Origin of the sequence: Pseudarthrobacter naphthalenicus (genome assembly GCF_029076445.1) — a bacterium.
Classification (GTDB): domain Bacteria; phylum Actinomycetota; class Actinomycetes; order Actinomycetales; family Micrococcaceae; genus Arthrobacter; species Arthrobacter naphthalenicus.
This window is the reverse complement of the sequence record NZ_JARESG010000004.1, coordinates 184,722-199,084: the sequence shown is the minus strand read 5'-3', so window position 1 is coordinate 199,084 and position 14,363 is coordinate 184,722. Positions and strand designations below refer to the sequence as shown.

Here is a 14,363-nt window from a genome sequence, read left to right as displayed (position 1 = left end):
GTCCCCCACGTGGCTTGGCGGCTAGTTGCTGCCCTGTTCCAGGACTGATTTCGCGATGAGCTGCTTGACGGCTTCTGCGACGGCGTCCTGGTAGCCTTCGGGGTGGCCGTGCGCTTTTGCCACTCCGACGGCCAGTTGGTCTTCCGCCATTGCGTCCGCGGTTGTGTCCCAGATGGCCGGTCCGATCCCGCTGAGCCGCACAATCTCCGAGTCGAGCATCACCAGAAGGTCGCCATCGATGGATACGGAATCCTTAGCTGCCGTCCGGCGGATGTAGCCGTCCGGAATCGGCGTGTTTCCCGTTGTGACTCCGGGCGCATCCCACTGCGGCTTCGAGGGAAGCTGCTCTTGGAACAGCGGCGCCAACGCTGCCGGCAGATCCGCGGCTTCCGAATAGGTGGCCTTCCAGACTCCCCCGACGCTGTCAATCAGGCGGCACAAGGACTGCAATGGCTGGTCGACTTCGCCCTGCGAGGAGGAATCCGGGATTAGGGCCAGGAGGGCGTCGGCCAGCGGCACCTTACTCAAGGTTGGAGCCACGCGATCGTCACCTTCAACCCGGTCAAGCAGCACGATCGACCGGATGAAGGGCTTGGCGGGAGCCGGCTGGAGCCCGAGCTCGTCCGGTCCCACCTGGTGCTTTGGAACAAAGTACTCCTGCTTCAGGGACAACGGCTTAGGGTAGGGAACCACTGAGCCGTCGGTTCTGATAGCCACCGTCTCGTCAGTGACGTAACCGTAGGTTCCGGCCAGCACGGTGGCGGCGGTAGTCTTGCCGGTTCCCGACGGGGCAACCAGGGCAACAACCGCCCCTGTATCCGGGTCGGCCACCCCGCAGGCGTGCAGCATGGTGAGCTGCCCCGCGTTAGCCAGGATGGCGGCGACGGTGAGCCTGGAGGTGAGGTTCTCAGCCAGCTCATCGAAGGATGCGGCCTGCAGACTGAACGTGCTGACACTGCTCGACGGTGATTGATAGCTGACGGACGCAGAGAACGGCTGGGATCCTGTCGGTTCTCTGAGCAATGACTGAAGGTGCGGCGAACTTTTAGTGGCACACCGCGCCCACGCCGAGCGCATCCGCCCCCGCTGGTCGCCCGTAACGCCACGGCCCCAGCGAACCATGAACTCCACGCCCAAGATGTTCAGGCACAGTGGGTCCCGTCCGCACAGAACTTCCTCAATCTGTTGCGGCGCCCTGGCCACCTTTACGTCGGTATCGCTCACGATTCCCCCCGGATCTGAAGCTGTTGTTATTGGGCAGGCCCAGCAGATTCGATCAGATGCTGGTCCTGAAGGTTGGCAAGAAAGTCGGCGACCTGAGCTTGCATGTGGTCATTGGCGTCCTCGAACCTGGCCTCAAGCTCTGCGAGGATGGCCTGCTCGTTCCGTTCTCCGTCGATCAGCTCCCAGATGGTCGCAGCCGTGCCTTCGAGAACGACCGGTTGCGCTGCATCCAGTTGGAGCAGAGCAATACGGCAGGGTCCCGAACGGACCTCTGCGACAAGGGTGCTGCGTCTCCAGGCGAGTCGCGCGGTCATGATGGGTGACTCCGTCAAGAAAAAGTGGCTTGAAAGGTCGTTGACGCCTGTTTCGAAACTCCGTCGATAATCGCAGTAAGAATCAGGTCGTAAGTGAAAGTCCCCTTCGTTGCGACTTCCGTGTATTTGAATCCACTCAGAGAGACGTGCAACGTGTGATCCCCCGGCGTGGTGGCTACACTGCTGGTGAATGTTGTGTCCTTCTTATTCTGCGGAATAGAAGTCGACCCGGTGCCTGGCGAGATTGAGGCTATGGAGATAAGCGCCTTCTGATTCGACGCCTGAGATCTGATCGTGATCGTGTAGGAGACTGAGTTCCCGACAAATGCGGTTCCAGTGTGGATATCGAAACCCGTGGGAAGCGTAGCCGAAGCTGAAGTCGCCCCCGTTAGAGCGACTGTGGCCAGGGCCCCCAGCTTGACCGACGCGGGAACTGGCGTCGGCGTCGGCCCCGGCGATGCCGATGCCGGCGGAGCCCCGACGGCAGCCACGATCACCGGCACTGACCAGGCCACACCCTTGACCACCCTGCGGCGGCTGAACACGGCCTCTTCACTGCTCGTGACCTCGTCGTTCAAAACCTCAGACAAATGCGCCCCCACTGTAGTTTTCAGCTGCAGCCTTGGACTCTGGCTGCTCCGGCCGCGTTCTCCCCGGCCCTGAACACTCTTCCCAACGCGGCCAAAGGTTGGGTCAATCACATTGCAAGATTTGGTCAAGTTCTGCTCTCTTTTCCTTCAAGACGCCTTTGACCTGCGGCGATGCCTCGTCACGTTCGAGTGCCACCACGACACCCTGCCGGGGCGGCCGGCGCGGCACACCCGCAACCGAGGCACCCAAGGCGAGCGGCCGGCGTCGTACGTTCACGGAACTGCGGCGCCCGTGAATCGGGACAGCGCTGTCCACTTCGACTCCAGGGCCAGGCACCCCAGTCCAACCAACGCTGTCCGGACGAAGCAGGTCCCACCACCTAATTTGGGGAGGCGGACACCGGCTCCTTTCCTGCCCGGTGAGCGCACAATATAGGAACAAACACGTCCCAAGTTCCGGCGTCGAGGACGGTGCACCATGAAGGCGATGCGAGCCCGGGCCGCAGCAGTGCTGATGGCTGCGCTCCTCCTAGGCGGCTGTGCCAGCGGCGGAAGCTCCGGCACCTCTCCCGGGAACGCGTCCGCACCCGGCGCGGCCGGCGACACAGCGGCTGCGGCCAGCATCACCATCAAGGACTTCGCCTACGGAGCGCCCCTCACGGTGGCACCGGGCGCCACGGTGACCGTCACCAACATGGACGCCGCGGCCCACACCGTCACCGCGGACAAGGGCCAGGCCTTTGACGCGAAGGTGGCCGGGCACGGCGGGACGGCCACGTTCACGGCCCCTTCCACCCCGGGCACCTACCCGTACCACTGCACCTACCACCCCGAGATGCACGGGACGCTGACGGTCAAATGAGCCTGGCCCTGCGGATCCTGACAGCGCTGGGCCTGTTCATCGACGCGGGCGTTCACATCCACCTCGTCCCGGGCTACCCGCCAGCCGCCCCCGGCCAGATCGGCCAGGGCAGCCTGTTCCTGCTCGAAGGCGCCGCAGCCCTCCTGGCCGGGCTGTACGTCCTGATCCGGGGCAGCCGCGCCGCCTACGCCATCGCCCTGGTGGTGGCGTTCAGCGGCTTCGTGGCCGTGGTCCTCTACCGGTACGTGGATGTTCCCGCCTTCGGGCCGATCCCGGCGATGTATGATCCCGTATGGTTCTTCGAGAAGTCCCTCAGCGCCGTCGCGGAGGGCGCAGCGACCGTCTTTGCCGCCATGGGGCTGGTCCGTTCCGCTCGCACACGACAGCGGGTGAACGCACCCTGAAGACCCTGGAGAGCAGGCCCGCCCTGCGTGCCTCGTCCGACGCCGTGACCGCCGTTGCCCTCTACGGCGCGGCGGGCGCCTGGCTCTCCGCCGTGACCTGGCCGGACCTCGGCCTGCAGTCCCTGGGGCTGGCCGCCGGCGCCCTGGTGATCGGAAATGCGGCCGCGTCCGTGCTGCGCCGCACCCCGTGCTTCTCCACCCCGGCGGACCGGGTCACGCTACTCCGGGCCGTCCTGGTGGCCCTGTGCGCCGTGCTGGCCGTGCCGGTGCTGGTCACGGGAGCCCCGCCCGGCGTGGCCCTGGTCATGGTTGGAGCAGTGGCGTTCCTGATGGACGCTCTGGACGGTCCCGTGGCCCGGCGCACCGGCACGGCATCGGCGGCCGGAGCTCGCCTGGACACGTCCACGGACGCCGCCCTGGTGCTGGTGCTCTCCTGCACCACCGCGGTGACGGTGGGGGCGTGGACCCTCTGCATCGGGGCGCTCTACTACCTTTTTGTGGCCGCCGGCCGGATCTGGCCCCACCTCCGCTCCCCGCTGCCGGCCCGCGCCGGCAGTAAGGCGATCGGGGCGCTGCAGCCGTTCGCGCTGCTGCTGGCCCTGGCGCCGGGCGTCCCGCCTTTCATTGGAGTCGCCGCGCCGGCCGTTGCCCTGCCGCTGCTGGTGTTCTCCTTTGCCCGGGACGCGGTGGAGCTGGAGCGGCGCCGCCGGGTCCCGGTCTCCGCCTGAGTGCAGCGGCCTACCGCGCGATGATCACGTCCAGCCTGCGGGGGCCGTGGACCCCTTCCACCCGTTCAAGTTCGATGTCGCTGGTGGCGCTGGGGCCGCTGATCATGGTGAGCGGCCGGGTGCCGTCGATCCGGCGCAGCGCCTCCGGCAGGATGCCCGCGATGTCCGCCACCTGCACCACGCAGATGTGGTGGTCCGGGACCAGGGTGATGGCCCGGCGGCCCTGGTTGGGGCTGCCGTCCAGGATGATGGTCCCCGTTTCGGCCACCGCAACGGCGCTGCCGGTGACCACCGCGTCGGTGCTGTCCAGCTCGGCCACACTCAGCGGCGCAGCCGCGGAGTCCGGGCGCAGCCGCCCCGCACCGGGTCCGCCGTCAAGCCCCGCCAGCCACCCGGCGTCGAGCCCTGCCGGCACCACGAAGCTCCGCGCCTCCGCGAGGAGCTCGGCGATGCGCGCCGGAACCCCGGCGGCGTCCACCACGGAAACTTGCGCCTTGTAATCGACCAGCCGGTCCACCAGGAGATGGACCAGGGCGTCCTGGTCCAGCCCGGACTCCGCACGGTACTCCCGGGGGATGTCCGGGACCTCGGGGCTGTCCTGCAGGGCGGCCCGGATCCGGCCCAGAATGTCCTCGCGTGCGCTCATTTCCGGCCGTCCTTTTCTTTGGCCCACCAGTCGCGGAAGGACTGGGACGGGGGTGCCGGAATGTCCCGGCTTTGGGTCCAGCCGGCCGCGATGCCGGGCAGCTTGGTGATCTTTTTGCCCGGCCCGGCAGCGAGCCGGCCCAGCGGCAGTCCCTTTTCGAGCAGGCCCAGGCGCTTGCCGGAGGACAGCGCCCAGGACGCTGCCTTCATGCCCACGTCCATCTGGGTGGGTATTTTCTTGGTGCCCCGCTTGCTGTCCACGTCCACGCTGCGCAGGTGCACCAGGATGTCTGGGATGTTGATCTTCACCGGGCAGGCGTCGTAGCAGGCCCCGCACAGGGACGATGCGTACGGCAGGGAACTGTTCTCCTCGGCCTGGATGCCGGTCATCAGCGGCGAGAGGATGGCGCCGATCGGGCCCGGGTACGTGGAGCCGTAGGCGTGCCCGCCGGTCCGTTCGTACACGGGGCAGACGTTCATGCAGGCGCTGCAGCGGATGCAGTGCAGCGCCGAGCGGCCCATCTCGTCCGCCAGGGCCGCGCTGCGCCCGTTATCCAGCAGCACCAGGTGCACGTTCCGCGGCCCATCGCCCTCAGTGACGCCGGTCCAGAGCGACGTGTAGGGATTCATCCGCTCGCCGGTGGAGGAACGCGGGAGCAGCTGCATGAACACTTCCAGGTCCTGCCAGGTGGGCAGCAGCTTCTCCACGCCCATGACGGTGATCAGCGTCTCGGGCAGAGTCAGGCACATCCGCCCGTTGCCTTCGGATTCCACCACCGCGAGGGTGCCGGAATCGGCGAGCGCAAAGTTGGCGCCGGAGACGGCCACCTTGGCGGTAAGGAATTTGCGGCGCAGGTGCGCCCGGGCGGCGGCGGCGAGCCGGGCCGGCTCGTCAGTGAGCTCCGGGTCCACGCCCTCCATTTCGCGCAGGAAGATGTCCCGAACCTGGCTGCGGTTCTTGTGGATGGCCGGGACCAGGATGTGGCTGGGCTTGTCGTGGTCCAACTGGACGATCAGCTCGGCCAGGTCGGTCTCATAGGCGGCGATGCCCTGCTCCTCGAGGTACTCGTTGAGCCCGATTTCCTGGGTGGCCATGGACTTGACCTTGACCACGTCGGTTTCGCCGGTGTCCCGGATGAGTCCCGCCACGACCTGATTGGCTTCGTCCGCGTCACGGGCCCAGTGGATCACTCCGCCGCGGGCCGTGAAGTTTGCCTCGAACTGTTCCAGGAGTTCGGGCAGCCTGGCCATCACGGATTCCTTGATGGCCGATCCGGCGTCGCGCAACTGCTCCCAGTCCGGCAGCTCCGAGACCACCTGCAGGCGCTTGTCCCGGATGGTGTGGGTGGCGTGGCCCAGGTTGGCGCGCAGCTGCGCATTGCCGAGCTCGCGGTGGGCGGCCTTCGGGAAGGACTCGGCGGCGTGCAGGTTGCCGGTGCCGTAGATGGGCAGTGCGGGCATGCCAAGGAAGGTGCTCATCGGGTGGCCTTTCCGGTGGTAACGCGAACTTCGCCGGTGACGGACGCCGGTTCCGCCATGGTGCTGGCCAGGATTTCAGCCAGGTGCAGCGTCTTCACGGTGCTGCTCTGGCGTGAGAGTCCGCCGCCGATGTGCATCAGGCAGGACGCGTCCCCGCCCGTGCAGAGGCTGGCGCCGGTGGCGGCGATGTTGGCCGTCTTGTCCGCCAGCATGGCCGAGGAGACGTCAGCGTTCTTCATCGAGAAGGTGCCGCCGAACCCGCAGCATTGGTCCGCTTCCGGCAGTTCCGCCAGGTCGATGCCCTGCACGGTGGCCAGCAGCCGGGACTGCCGGTCCCCCAGTTTGAGCAGCCGCATGCCGTGGCAGCTCGGGTGGTACGTGACGCGGTGCGGGAAATAGGAGCCCAGCTGGGCGCCGGCATCCGTGACGCCCAGGACATCCACCAGCAGTTCGGACAGTTCGTACGTTTTGCTCCCGACGGCGGTGGCGCGGGCTTCCAGCGCCGCGTCCCCGCAGGAGCGGGCCACCATGGGGTGCTGGTGCTTCACGGAGGCGACGCAGGAACCGGAAGGCGCGACGGCGGCGTCGTAGTCCTCGGTGTCGAAAGCGGCCACGTGGTTGGCCACCACCGGAACGGCTTCCTTGAGGTAGCCGCTGTTGACGTGCATCTGCCCGCAGCAGGCCTGCCCGGACGGGAACACCACCTGGTGCCCCAGCCGCTCCAGGATCTTGACGGTGGCCTGCGCTGTGGCCGGGTACATCGCATCCACGATGCAGGTGGCGAACAAGGCAATTCTCATGACAGCCTCTCGAGGGCTCCGGGGATGTGGTCTGACCATAGTAAAGCACGTGATCGGCGCCACGTCCATCCCATCAAAGCTGGCGTGAACGGGGTCACATCCACGGAATCTTTACGCTACACTCTAGTGGTCCGACCATAGTGGTCTGACCTCACCCCTCACATCCCCTCAACGTGGAGGAATTCCGTGGACCACTTCACCCCCAGCACCGACCCGGTGCTCAACAGCGTTGCCTGGTCGGCCATCGTGGCCCTGCTGCCCCTGCTGACGTTCTTCATCCTGCTGGCCGTCGTCAAGACCAGGGCGCACGTGGCCGGCGCCTGTGCACTCCTGGTTGCCCTGCTGGTGGGAATCTTCGCCTTCCAGATGCCGGCCGGCCTGGCCCTGCTGTCCGCCACCCAGGGCGGGGTCTTCGGCGCCTTCCCGGTGCTGTGGATCGTCATCATGGCCGTCTGGCTCTACCAGGTCACGGTCCTGAGCGGACGCTTCGAGGACCTCCGCCGTGTGTTCGACGTGATCGGCAAGGGCGATGTGCGCCTCCAGGCGGTGCTGATCGCCTTCTGCTTCGGCGGCCTGCTGGAGGCCCTGGCAGGATTCGGCGCGCCAGTGGCCATCACCGCCACCATGCTGCTGGCGCTCGGACTGCCGCCGCTGCGCGCAGCGGCCGCCGTGCTGGTGGCCAACACCGCGCCGGTGGCCTTCGGCGCCATGGCCATCCCGATCACCACCGCGGCCGGGCTCACCGGGCTGCACGCAACGGACATTGCCTCCGTCGTGGGACGCCAGGCCCCGCTGCTGGCCACCATTGTTCCGCTGATCCTGCTCTTCATCCTCGACGGCCGGAAGGGTCTGAAGGACTGCTGGCCGGCAGCGCTGGTGGTGGGCTTCTCCTTCTCCGCCGCGCAGTTCCTGTGCTCAAACTACTTCTCCTACGAACTCACCGACATTGTCGCTTCCCTCACAGGCCTGGGAGCGGCCGTGCTGTTCTTCCGCGTCTGGACACCCAGGGGCAGCGCCGCCGCCCGCGAGCGCCTGCACGCCGCCGGCAACGCCGGGCCGGCCCAGGCAGGTGCCACCGCCGCCGGCGGCCCGGCCGGCGGCGGCTCACACCGGGCAACCGCGGTGGCCACCGCCGAGGCCGCTACAGACCGCCTGACCCCCACCCGGACCTGGCTGGCCCTGTTCCCGTACTTCCTGGTCATTGTGGTCTTCGGCATCGCCAAGCTGTGGAAACTGGGCGTGGACGTCCCCGCCCTCCTCGCCGCCACCGACGTCAAGATCCCCTGGCCCATCCTGCACGATGCCCTGGTTGATGCTGCGGGCAAGCCCGTTTCCTCCACCGTCTACTCCTTCCAGTGGCTCTCCACCCCCGGCACCCTGCTGCTGATCACCGGCCTGATCGTCGCGTTCGTGTACTCCAAGTACAACGACGGCGGCCGCTACCCGGTCACACTGGCCAACGCCGTGCAGGAGATCGGACGGACCATCTACCGGATGCGGTGGGCCGGCCTGACCATCATCACCGTGCTGGCACTCGCCTACGTGATGAACTTCTCCGGGCAGACAGTCTCGATCGGCACCTGGCTGGCGGGCACCGGCACGTTCTTCGCCTTCCTCTCCCCCGTCCTGGGCTGGATCGGCACCGCGGTCACCGGCTCGGACACCTCCGCGAACGCCCTCTTCGCCAAGCTCCAGCAGACCGCCGGCCTCAAAGCGGGCATCGACCCGAACCTGCTGGTGGCCGGGAACACCTCCGGCGGCGTGGTGGGCAAGCTGATCAGCCCGCAGAACCTGGCCATTGCGGCATCCGCGGTCAACCTTGAAGGCAAGGAATCGGTGATCCTGCGTAAAGTAGTGGGATGGAGCGTGGCTCTGCTTCTGGTGCTGTGCACCCTGTCCTACCTCCAGTCCACCCCCGTTCTGGGCTGGATGCTGCCATAGCCTCCACCACCGTCGTTTCGGGGAGTGGGGGCCGGACTCCGGCCCTCACTCCCGCTACCTAAGGAATCACCCGTGCCAACCGCCGCCACAGGAGCCGCCCCCCGCCGTCGTACGCACGACGCCCTCCTGAAAGACATTGAAGCGGACCTGCGCTCGGGAAAGATGAAAGTGGGCGACCGGCTCCCGGGCGAACGCACCCTCGCCGAAAACTACGGGATCTCGCGGGCCTCCGTCAGGGAGGCCATCCGCGTCCTGGATGCCATGGGCATCCTGCGCAGTTCGGTGGGCTCCGGCCCCACCTCCGGTGCGATCGTCATCTCCGACCCCTCGGCCGGGCTGTCCTCGGCGCTGCGGCTGCACGTTGCCAGCAGCCGGCTGCCGGTGGAGGACATCGTGGAGACCCGCATCCTGCTCGAAACCTGGACCGCCCGGGCCGGGGCGAACCGTACCGGCGGGGACCAGGACCTGGAGCAGGCCGCCCAGCTCCTGCAGGCCATGGACGATCCCGCGATGGACCGGGCAACGTTCCATGAACTGGACGCGCGGTTCCACGTGGCCCTGAGCTCCCTGGCCGGGAACACCGTAGTGGCCACCATGATGGAATCCCTCAGCGGCGCGATCGTGGGCTACGTCAAGGGCGCGATGGACGCCATGGAGCACTGGCCGGACGTGCTGTCCACGCTCCGTTCCCAGCACCACGGCATCTTCGACGCCGTCCAGGCCCACGACGGCGAACTCGCCGCCCGCCTGCTGCGCGAGCACATCGAATGGTTCTACCGGCAGGCGCAGGAAGCCACCGCAACAGCCGGCGCCAAATAGGCTGCCCGCCGTCACAGGAAAATCATGCTGCCGAAACACTGCGGCAACCTGGTCACGGCATGCTTGGCCCTACGGGGACAACCAGCAGGAGGCACAGCATGACAACGCAACAGACACAGACCGCACCCATCCAGGTGGACGACTACATTCAGGCGTGGCACAACGGCAAGCTCTTCCACCAGGGCCGCGTGACCGACGTCGTCCGTTCCCTGGAACTGATCTGGATCCTGGACGCGGATACCGGCGTCCGGAAGCTGCTGGACCCGGAGGCACTGGAGATCGTGCGGATTGCGCGGCCGCGCGGGTAGGGGATTACGACGGCGGCCCGCGCCGGAATCTGCGCGGGCCCCGCCGCCCCGGCCGCCGTAGAATGACGTCATGACACCGCAGGAGCTGGCCAACCTGGCGCACGTGCGCCGGGCGCGCGACCTGATTGACCGCGAGTACGCCAAGCCGCTGGACGTGCCCACCATGGCCGCCGGCGCCCTGATGTCCGCGGCGCATTTCTCCCGCCAGTTCAAGGCCGCCTACGGGGAGACGCCCTACAACTACCTGATGACCCGGCGGATCGAACGCGCCATGGCGCTGCTGCGCGCCGGAGCCAGCGTCACCGATGCCTGCATGGAGGTGGGCTCCACCTCGCTGGGGTCCTTCAGCTCACGGTTCACCGAGATTGTGGGCATGACCCCCAGCGCCTACCGCGCCCGCGAACACCACGCGGTCAAGGCCATGCCGTCCTGCATCGCCAAGCAGCACACCCGGCCCGCCCGCAAACCGAGCAGGATTGAAGAAGCGCCCGCGCCCGCGCTGAAATAGCGTGGATGGCATGAACATTTCACTGAAATACGCACATGTCACCGTCACCGATGTGGACGAGTCCCTCCCCTTCTACCGCGCCCTGGGCTTCGAAGTCCGCAACGACGTCGGCTCCGACGGGCAGCGCTGGGTCACCCTGGGCAGCGACGCCCAGCCCGGCCTGGAACTGGTCCTCTCCCCGCCGCACGCCGGCCGCTCCCAGGCCGACGGCGACGCCATCCAGGAACTCCTCACCAAGGGCGTCATGCCCATGCTGGTGTTCGCCACGGATGATCTGGACGCCGCCTTCGAAAAGCTCCGCGCGTCCGGCGCCGAGGTCCTGCAGGAACCCATCGACCAGCCCTGGGGGCCGCGGGACTGCGCCTTCCGCGACCCCTCCGGCAACATGATCCGCATCAACCAGGGGTAACTTCCGCGCCCCTTTGGGAAGTACGACGCCGGCACCCACCGTGGGTGCCGCCGTCGTGCGGTTAGAGTGGGGGGCATGACGCTGGACGGTGCGGCCGGGGAGCCGCTTGTGCACATTCAGGACTTCCGGATGGACTTCGGGGACACGACGGTCATCAGGGATCTGTCCTTCGATGTCCGGGCCGGGGAAACCTTCGGGTTCCTCGGCAGCAACGGCTCCGGGAAGACCACCACGCTGCGGGCGCTGCTGGGCATCTATCAGCCCACCGCCGGCACCCTCCACATCGGCGGCAGGCCCTTCACCGCCCGCGACGGCGCCCGCCTCGGCTACCTGCCCGAGGAACGCGGCCTGTACAAGAAAGAGTCCGTCCTGGACGTGATGGTCTACTTCGGCCGGCTCAAGGGCATGGACAAAGCCCACGCCAAAACCTGGTCCCGCGAGTACCTGGACCGGATCGATCTGGCCGACAAGGCAAACATGCGGGTGGACAAACTCTCCGGCGGCCAGCAGCAGAAGATCCAGCTCGGCGTCACCATCATGAACGACCCCCAACTGCTGATCCTGGACGAACCCACCAAGGGCTTCGACCCGGTCAACCGGCGCCTGCTGATGGACATCATCGAAGAGCGGAAACTCGCCGGCGCCACCGTCATCATGGTCACCCACCAGATGGAGGAAGTGGAACGGCTCTGCGACCGGGTCATCCTGCTCAAGGACGGCACGTCCCGCGCGTACGGCACCGTGGAGGAGGTGCAGGAACAGTTCGGCGGCACCGTGTACCGGCTGGCCTACGACGGCGCCCTGCCCGCGTCCGCCCTCTACGACATTGTCAGTGCCGGCGACGGCCGGGCCGAGCTCTCCCCGCGCCCCGGCGGCACCGAATCCGCCGTCCTGCGCGAACTCATCAGCGCCGGCGTGGCCGTGCGGTCCTTCACCACTGCCCGGACGTCCCTGGATGAAATCTTCATCCAGGTCTACGGCGAAGAACACCAGATGGCGGAGGCCTGACCCCATGACGCATCCAGCCACCAAAGTCTCCCCCGCTCCCCCGCCCGCGGCCGTCCCGGCCCCGCCGAAGCGGCCGTTCGCGCAGCACAACCTCCGCACGGTGATCGGCTTCGAATTCACCCGCACCATGAAAAAGCGCGGCTTCTGGATCGCCACGCTGTCCATCCCGGTGGTGATCGGCATCGTGTTCGCCCTCGTCTACCTGAGCAATTCCTCCACCGCCGCCAGCGCCGACGCGCAGAAGACCGCGGCCCTGTCCTTCACGTATACGGACGCCTCCGGGCTGGTCTCGGACACCGTCGCCCGGGCCATGGGTGGAATCAAAGCGGCCGACCCCGGAGCCGCGCTGGAGGACGTCAGAAAGGGCGTGAGCGACGCCTACTTCGTCTACCCGGCCGAGCCTGCCACGCAGACCGTGAAGGTCTACGGCGTGGACAAGGGAATCTTCGAGAACGGCAAATACGACGCCGTGGCCAAGCAGCTGCTGACCGCGTCAGCGCAGGCCACCGTGGGTTCGCCGCAGCTGACCGCCGCCGCCAGCGGGAATGTCAAGACCGAATCCGAGGCCTTCAAGGACGGCAAGGCCACCGGCGGCTTCGGCGCCGCGATCCCGCCCCTGACGTTCCTGGTGATCTTCTACGTCTCGATCATCCTGCTCTCCAACCAGATGCTGAATAGCACGCTGGAGGAGAAGGAAAACCGGGTCACCGAAATGATCCTCACTACCCTGAACCCCACCACCCTGATCATCGGCAAGGTGGCCGCCCTGTTCATGGTGGGCCTGGTCCAGGTCCTGGTGTTCCTGACCCCGATCGTGCTGGGCTACCTCTTCTTCCGCGACAGGCTCTCCATCCCGGACCTGGACCTGTCCACCATCAGCTTTGAGCCCGGGAACATCATTGTGGGAGCGCTCCTGCTGCTGGGCGGCTTCACCGTGTTCACGGGCGTCCTGGTGGCGATCGGCGCCGTGATGCCCACCGCCAAGGACGCCGGAACCATCTTCGGGCCGCTGATGGCCCTGATCTTTGTCCCGTTCTACGCCGTCAGCCTGATCATCTCCGATCCGCGCGCCCTGATCGTGCAGATCTTCACCTACTTCCCGCTCTCCGCCCCCGTCACCGGGCTGCTCCGCAACGCGTTCGGGTTGTTGAGTCCGGTGGAATCGGCGATCATCATCGTGGAACTCTTCGTGGTCGGCTTCCTGATCCTCCGCCTGGCCGTCCACCTCTTCCGCTACGGCTCCATCCAGTACTCCCGGAAGCTCTCCATCGCCGGCACGTTCCGTAAACGCAGCCCGCTGACTGGTAAATGATGGGGGCCGGTGACGGGGCCTTTGGTCCCCGGCGGCACCTTCGGAAAGCTCCGCGCACCGGCGCGCGCCGCCGTCGTTATCGGTCCGCTGGAACGGACGCGGGAGCGGGCAGGCTCTGCACCTCGGCGTCCGGTCCGCGCCGGCGCAGGACGGCTACGAGGTAGGCGGCGTACCCGGCGCAGATGACCGCCGTTACGGCCAGCATGGCCAGCTCAGCCCCGGAGTCCGCCACCGTCACGTTCCCGCTGATGTTCAGCACCGTGTGGAACACGATGAGCGGCACGATGGTCCCGGTCACGGCGAAGAGCAGCGCGAGCACGATCCCCAAAAGCACGCCGAAGCCGATCTGGATGATCTGGTCGAGGCCCGTGTAGCCCCGCGCCAGGTTGACGATGTGCCCGATCCCGAAGGTCGCGCCCGAATTGAGCACGGCCCGCTTCAGGCGGGCGTTGGCGAGGATGGCCCGGAACAGAAAACCCCGGAATACCAGCTCCTCGATGAACCCCACACAAACCATCAGGACAACAATCAGCAGCACCGCCGCCACATCCAGGTCACTCCGGAGCCCCTTCACGTGCTGCATCCCGGCGATGACCACCAACGGCAGGTACAGCAACGTGCCCCTGGCATCGGACCCCCTCAGCGGACGGAGCCCGTAGTAGCGGAGCCAGCCGTTCCGCCTGACGTAGATGAACAGCACGATGGACAGCACCGCCAGGAGCGGTGCCGTGGCCAGCTGCGGCTCGCCCATGAGTTCGGAAAGCCAGTCGCCGATGTTGACCAGCAGCACATACGCCACGATCCAGATCACCGAGTGCCAGACGGGTTTGATCTCATTCAGTTTCTTCACGCCATTCCCCCCTTTTGTCAGTTCGTACGCGCCGCGGGCCTCTCTCTGTGGCCGACGGCGGCGCCCCTCACGCCAGCAGTCTCCCCTGTCCGGACGGGTTTTGGAAGGGTCTTTCCAGGGCCGCTCCCCGGGTTAACGTGCTGGTCAACGCCCTGTCACCAG

17 protein-coding genes are annotated in these 14,363 nt (G+C 67.0%); 10 read left to right on the top strand and 7 right to left on the bottom strand.

Translation table 11 applies throughout. The features are described from left to right. Positions 1–21 precede the first annotated feature (21 nt). The 3 genes from PY310_RS05990 to PY310_RS05980 are packed head-to-tail and all read right to left on the bottom strand — an operon-like array spanning position 22 to position 2,116. Positions 22–1,224 (bottom strand): ATP-binding protein, encoded by a 1,203-nt coding sequence (locus PY310_RS05990; protein ID WP_275213370.1) that lies wholly within the window; start codon positions 1,222–1,224, stop codon positions 22–24. Between the two features lie 26 nt (positions 1,225–1,250). Continuing rightward, positions 1,251–1,538, bottom strand: a complete 288-nt coding sequence (locus PY310_RS05985; protein WP_275213368.1) for a PqqD family protein — start codon at positions 1,536–1,538, stop codon at positions 1,251–1,253. A 14-nt stretch (positions 1,539–1,552) separates the two neighbouring features. Continuing rightward, positions 1,553–2,116 carry a hypothetical protein gene (locus tag PY310_RS05980; protein ID WP_275213367.1) on the bottom strand — a complete coding sequence of 188 codons (564 nt, stop codon included), beginning with the start codon at positions 2,114–2,116 and terminating at the stop codon, positions 1,553–1,555. A 490-nt stretch (positions 2,117–2,606) separates the two neighbouring features. On the opposite strand from PY310_RS05980, the gene PY310_RS05975 reads away from it, so the two are divergent. The 3 genes from PY310_RS05975 to PY310_RS05965 are packed head-to-tail and all read left to right on the top strand — an operon-like array spanning position 2,607 to position 4,122. Beyond that, positions 2,607–2,990 carry a cupredoxin domain-containing protein gene (locus PY310_RS05975; RefSeq protein WP_275213366.1) on the top strand — a complete coding sequence of 128 codons (384 nt, stop codon included), beginning with the start codon at positions 2,607–2,609 and terminating at the stop codon, positions 2,988–2,990. After that, entirely contained in the window at positions 2,987–3,394 is a 408-nt protein-coding gene (locus PY310_RS05970) for a hypothetical protein (RefSeq protein WP_275213365.1), read from the top strand. The genes PY310_RS05975 and PY310_RS05970 overlap by 4 nt, the downstream gene beginning before the upstream one ends. A 44-nt stretch (positions 3,395–3,438) precedes the next feature. After that, entirely contained in the window at positions 3,439–4,122 is a 684-nt protein-coding gene (locus PY310_RS05965; RefSeq protein ID WP_275213363.1) for a CDP-alcohol phosphatidyltransferase family protein, read from the top strand. Positions 4,123–4,132: 10 nt separating this feature from the next. Here the strand turns inward: PY310_RS05965 and PY310_RS05960 are convergent, their stop codons facing one another. The 3 genes from PY310_RS05960 to PY310_RS05950 are packed head-to-tail and all read right to left on the bottom strand — an operon-like array spanning position 4,133 to position 7,046. Next, the gene (locus PY310_RS05960; protein ID WP_275213362.1) at positions 4,133–4,768 is read right to left on the bottom strand and encodes a LutC/YkgG family protein; all 636 of its coding nucleotides are present in this window, start codon (positions 4,766–4,768) and stop codon (positions 4,133–4,135) included. Further along, complete coding sequence (locus tag PY310_RS05955; RefSeq protein WP_275213360.1) at positions 4,765–6,246, bottom strand: LutB/LldF family L-lactate oxidation iron-sulfur protein; 1,482 nt, start codon at positions 6,244–6,246, stop codon at positions 4,765–4,767. The genes PY310_RS05960 and PY310_RS05955 overlap by 4 nt, the downstream gene beginning before the upstream one ends. Continuing rightward, positions 6,243–7,046: a (Fe-S)-binding protein gene (locus PY310_RS05950; RefSeq protein ID WP_275213359.1), complete on the bottom strand. Its 804-nt coding sequence runs from the start codon at positions 7,044–7,046 to the stop codon at positions 6,243–6,245. The genes PY310_RS05955 and PY310_RS05950 overlap by 4 nt, the downstream gene beginning before the upstream one ends. A 186-nt stretch (positions 7,047–7,232) precedes the next feature. On the opposite strand from PY310_RS05950, the gene PY310_RS05945 reads away from it, so the two are divergent. From PY310_RS05945 to PY310_RS05915, 7 genes are all read left to right on the top strand, one after another. Continuing rightward, a complete protein-coding gene (locus PY310_RS05945) occupies positions 7,233–8,987 on the top strand; it encodes an L-lactate permease (protein ID WP_275213358.1) in 1,755 nt (584 codons plus the stop codon). Between the two features lie 72 nt (positions 8,988–9,059). Continuing rightward, positions 9,060–9,806, top strand: a complete 747-nt coding sequence (locus PY310_RS05940; protein ID WP_275213357.1) for a FadR/GntR family transcriptional regulator — start codon at positions 9,060–9,062, stop codon at positions 9,804–9,806. A gap of 98 nt (positions 9,807–9,904) precedes the next feature. Beyond that, on the top strand, positions 9,905–10,114 hold the full coding sequence (locus PY310_RS05935; RefSeq protein WP_275213355.1) for a hypothetical protein: 210 nt from the start codon (positions 9,905–9,907) through the stop codon (positions 10,112–10,114). 70 nt (positions 10,115–10,184) lie between these two features. Continuing rightward, the gene (locus PY310_RS05930; RefSeq protein ID WP_275213354.1) at positions 10,185–10,622 is read left to right on the top strand and encodes a helix-turn-helix transcriptional regulator; all 438 of its coding nucleotides are present in this window, start codon (positions 10,185–10,187) and stop codon (positions 10,620–10,622) included. 10 nt (positions 10,623–10,632) lie between these two features. Next, positions 10,633–11,031: a VOC family protein gene (locus tag PY310_RS05925; protein ID WP_275213353.1), complete on the top strand. Its 399-nt coding sequence runs from the start codon at positions 10,633–10,635 to the stop codon at positions 11,029–11,031. Positions 11,032–11,106: 75 nt separating this feature from the next. After that, positions 11,107–12,039 (top strand): ABC transporter ATP-binding protein, encoded by a 933-nt coding sequence (locus tag PY310_RS05920; protein ID WP_275213352.1) that lies wholly within the window; start codon positions 11,107–11,109, stop codon positions 12,037–12,039. A 4-nt stretch (positions 12,040–12,043) separates the two neighbouring features. Continuing rightward, positions 12,044–13,351, top strand: a complete 1,308-nt coding sequence (locus tag PY310_RS05915; RefSeq protein ID WP_275213351.1) for an ABC transporter permease — start codon at positions 12,044–12,046, stop codon at positions 13,349–13,351. Between the two features lie 76 nt (positions 13,352–13,427). Here PY310_RS05915 and PY310_RS05910 read toward each other — a convergent pair whose 3' ends face one another. After that, positions 13,428–14,201 carry a CPBP family intramembrane glutamic endopeptidase gene (locus tag PY310_RS05910; protein ID WP_275213350.1) on the bottom strand — a complete coding sequence of 258 codons (774 nt, stop codon included), beginning with the start codon at positions 14,199–14,201 and terminating at the stop codon, positions 13,428–13,430. Positions 14,202–14,363 lie beyond the last annotated feature (162 nt).

Coding starts and splice junctions, on each gene's coding strand:
- PY310_RS05935 (WP_275213355.1), top strand. CDS start 9,905: ATGACAACGCAACAGACACAGACCGCACCCATCCAGGTGGACGACTAC.
- PY310_RS05920 (WP_275213352.1), top strand. CDS start 11,107: ATGACGCTGGACGGTGCGGCCGGGGAGCCGCTTGTGCACATTCAGGAC.
- PY310_RS05930 (WP_275213354.1), top strand. CDS start 10,185: ATGACACCGCAGGAGCTGGCCAACCTGGCGCACGTGCGCCGGGCGCGC.
- PY310_RS05975 (WP_275213366.1), top strand. CDS start 2,607: ATGAAGGCGATGCGAGCCCGGGCCGCAGCAGTGCTGATGGCTGCGCTC.
- PY310_RS05955 (WP_275213360.1), bottom strand. CDS start 6,246: ATGAGCACCTTCCTTGGCATGCCCGCACTGCCCATCTACGGCACCGGC.
- PY310_RS05915 (WP_275213351.1), top strand. CDS start 12,044: ATGACGCATCCAGCCACCAAAGTCTCCCCCGCTCCCCCGCCCGCGGCC.
- PY310_RS05960 (WP_275213362.1), bottom strand. CDS start 4,768: ATGAGCGCACGCGAGGACATTCTGGGCCGGATCCGGGCCGCCCTGCAG.
- PY310_RS05985 (WP_275213368.1), bottom strand. CDS start 1,538: ATGACCGCGCGACTCGCCTGGAGACGCAGCACCCTTGTCGCAGAGGTC.
- PY310_RS05950 (WP_275213359.1), bottom strand. CDS start 7,046: ATGAGAATTGCCTTGTTCGCCACCTGCATCGTGGATGCGATGTACCCG.
- PY310_RS05925 (WP_275213353.1), top strand. CDS start 10,633: ATGAACATTTCACTGAAATACGCACATGTCACCGTCACCGATGTGGAC.
- PY310_RS05970 (WP_275213365.1), top strand. CDS start 2,987: ATGAGCCTGGCCCTGCGGATCCTGACAGCGCTGGGCCTGTTCATCGAC.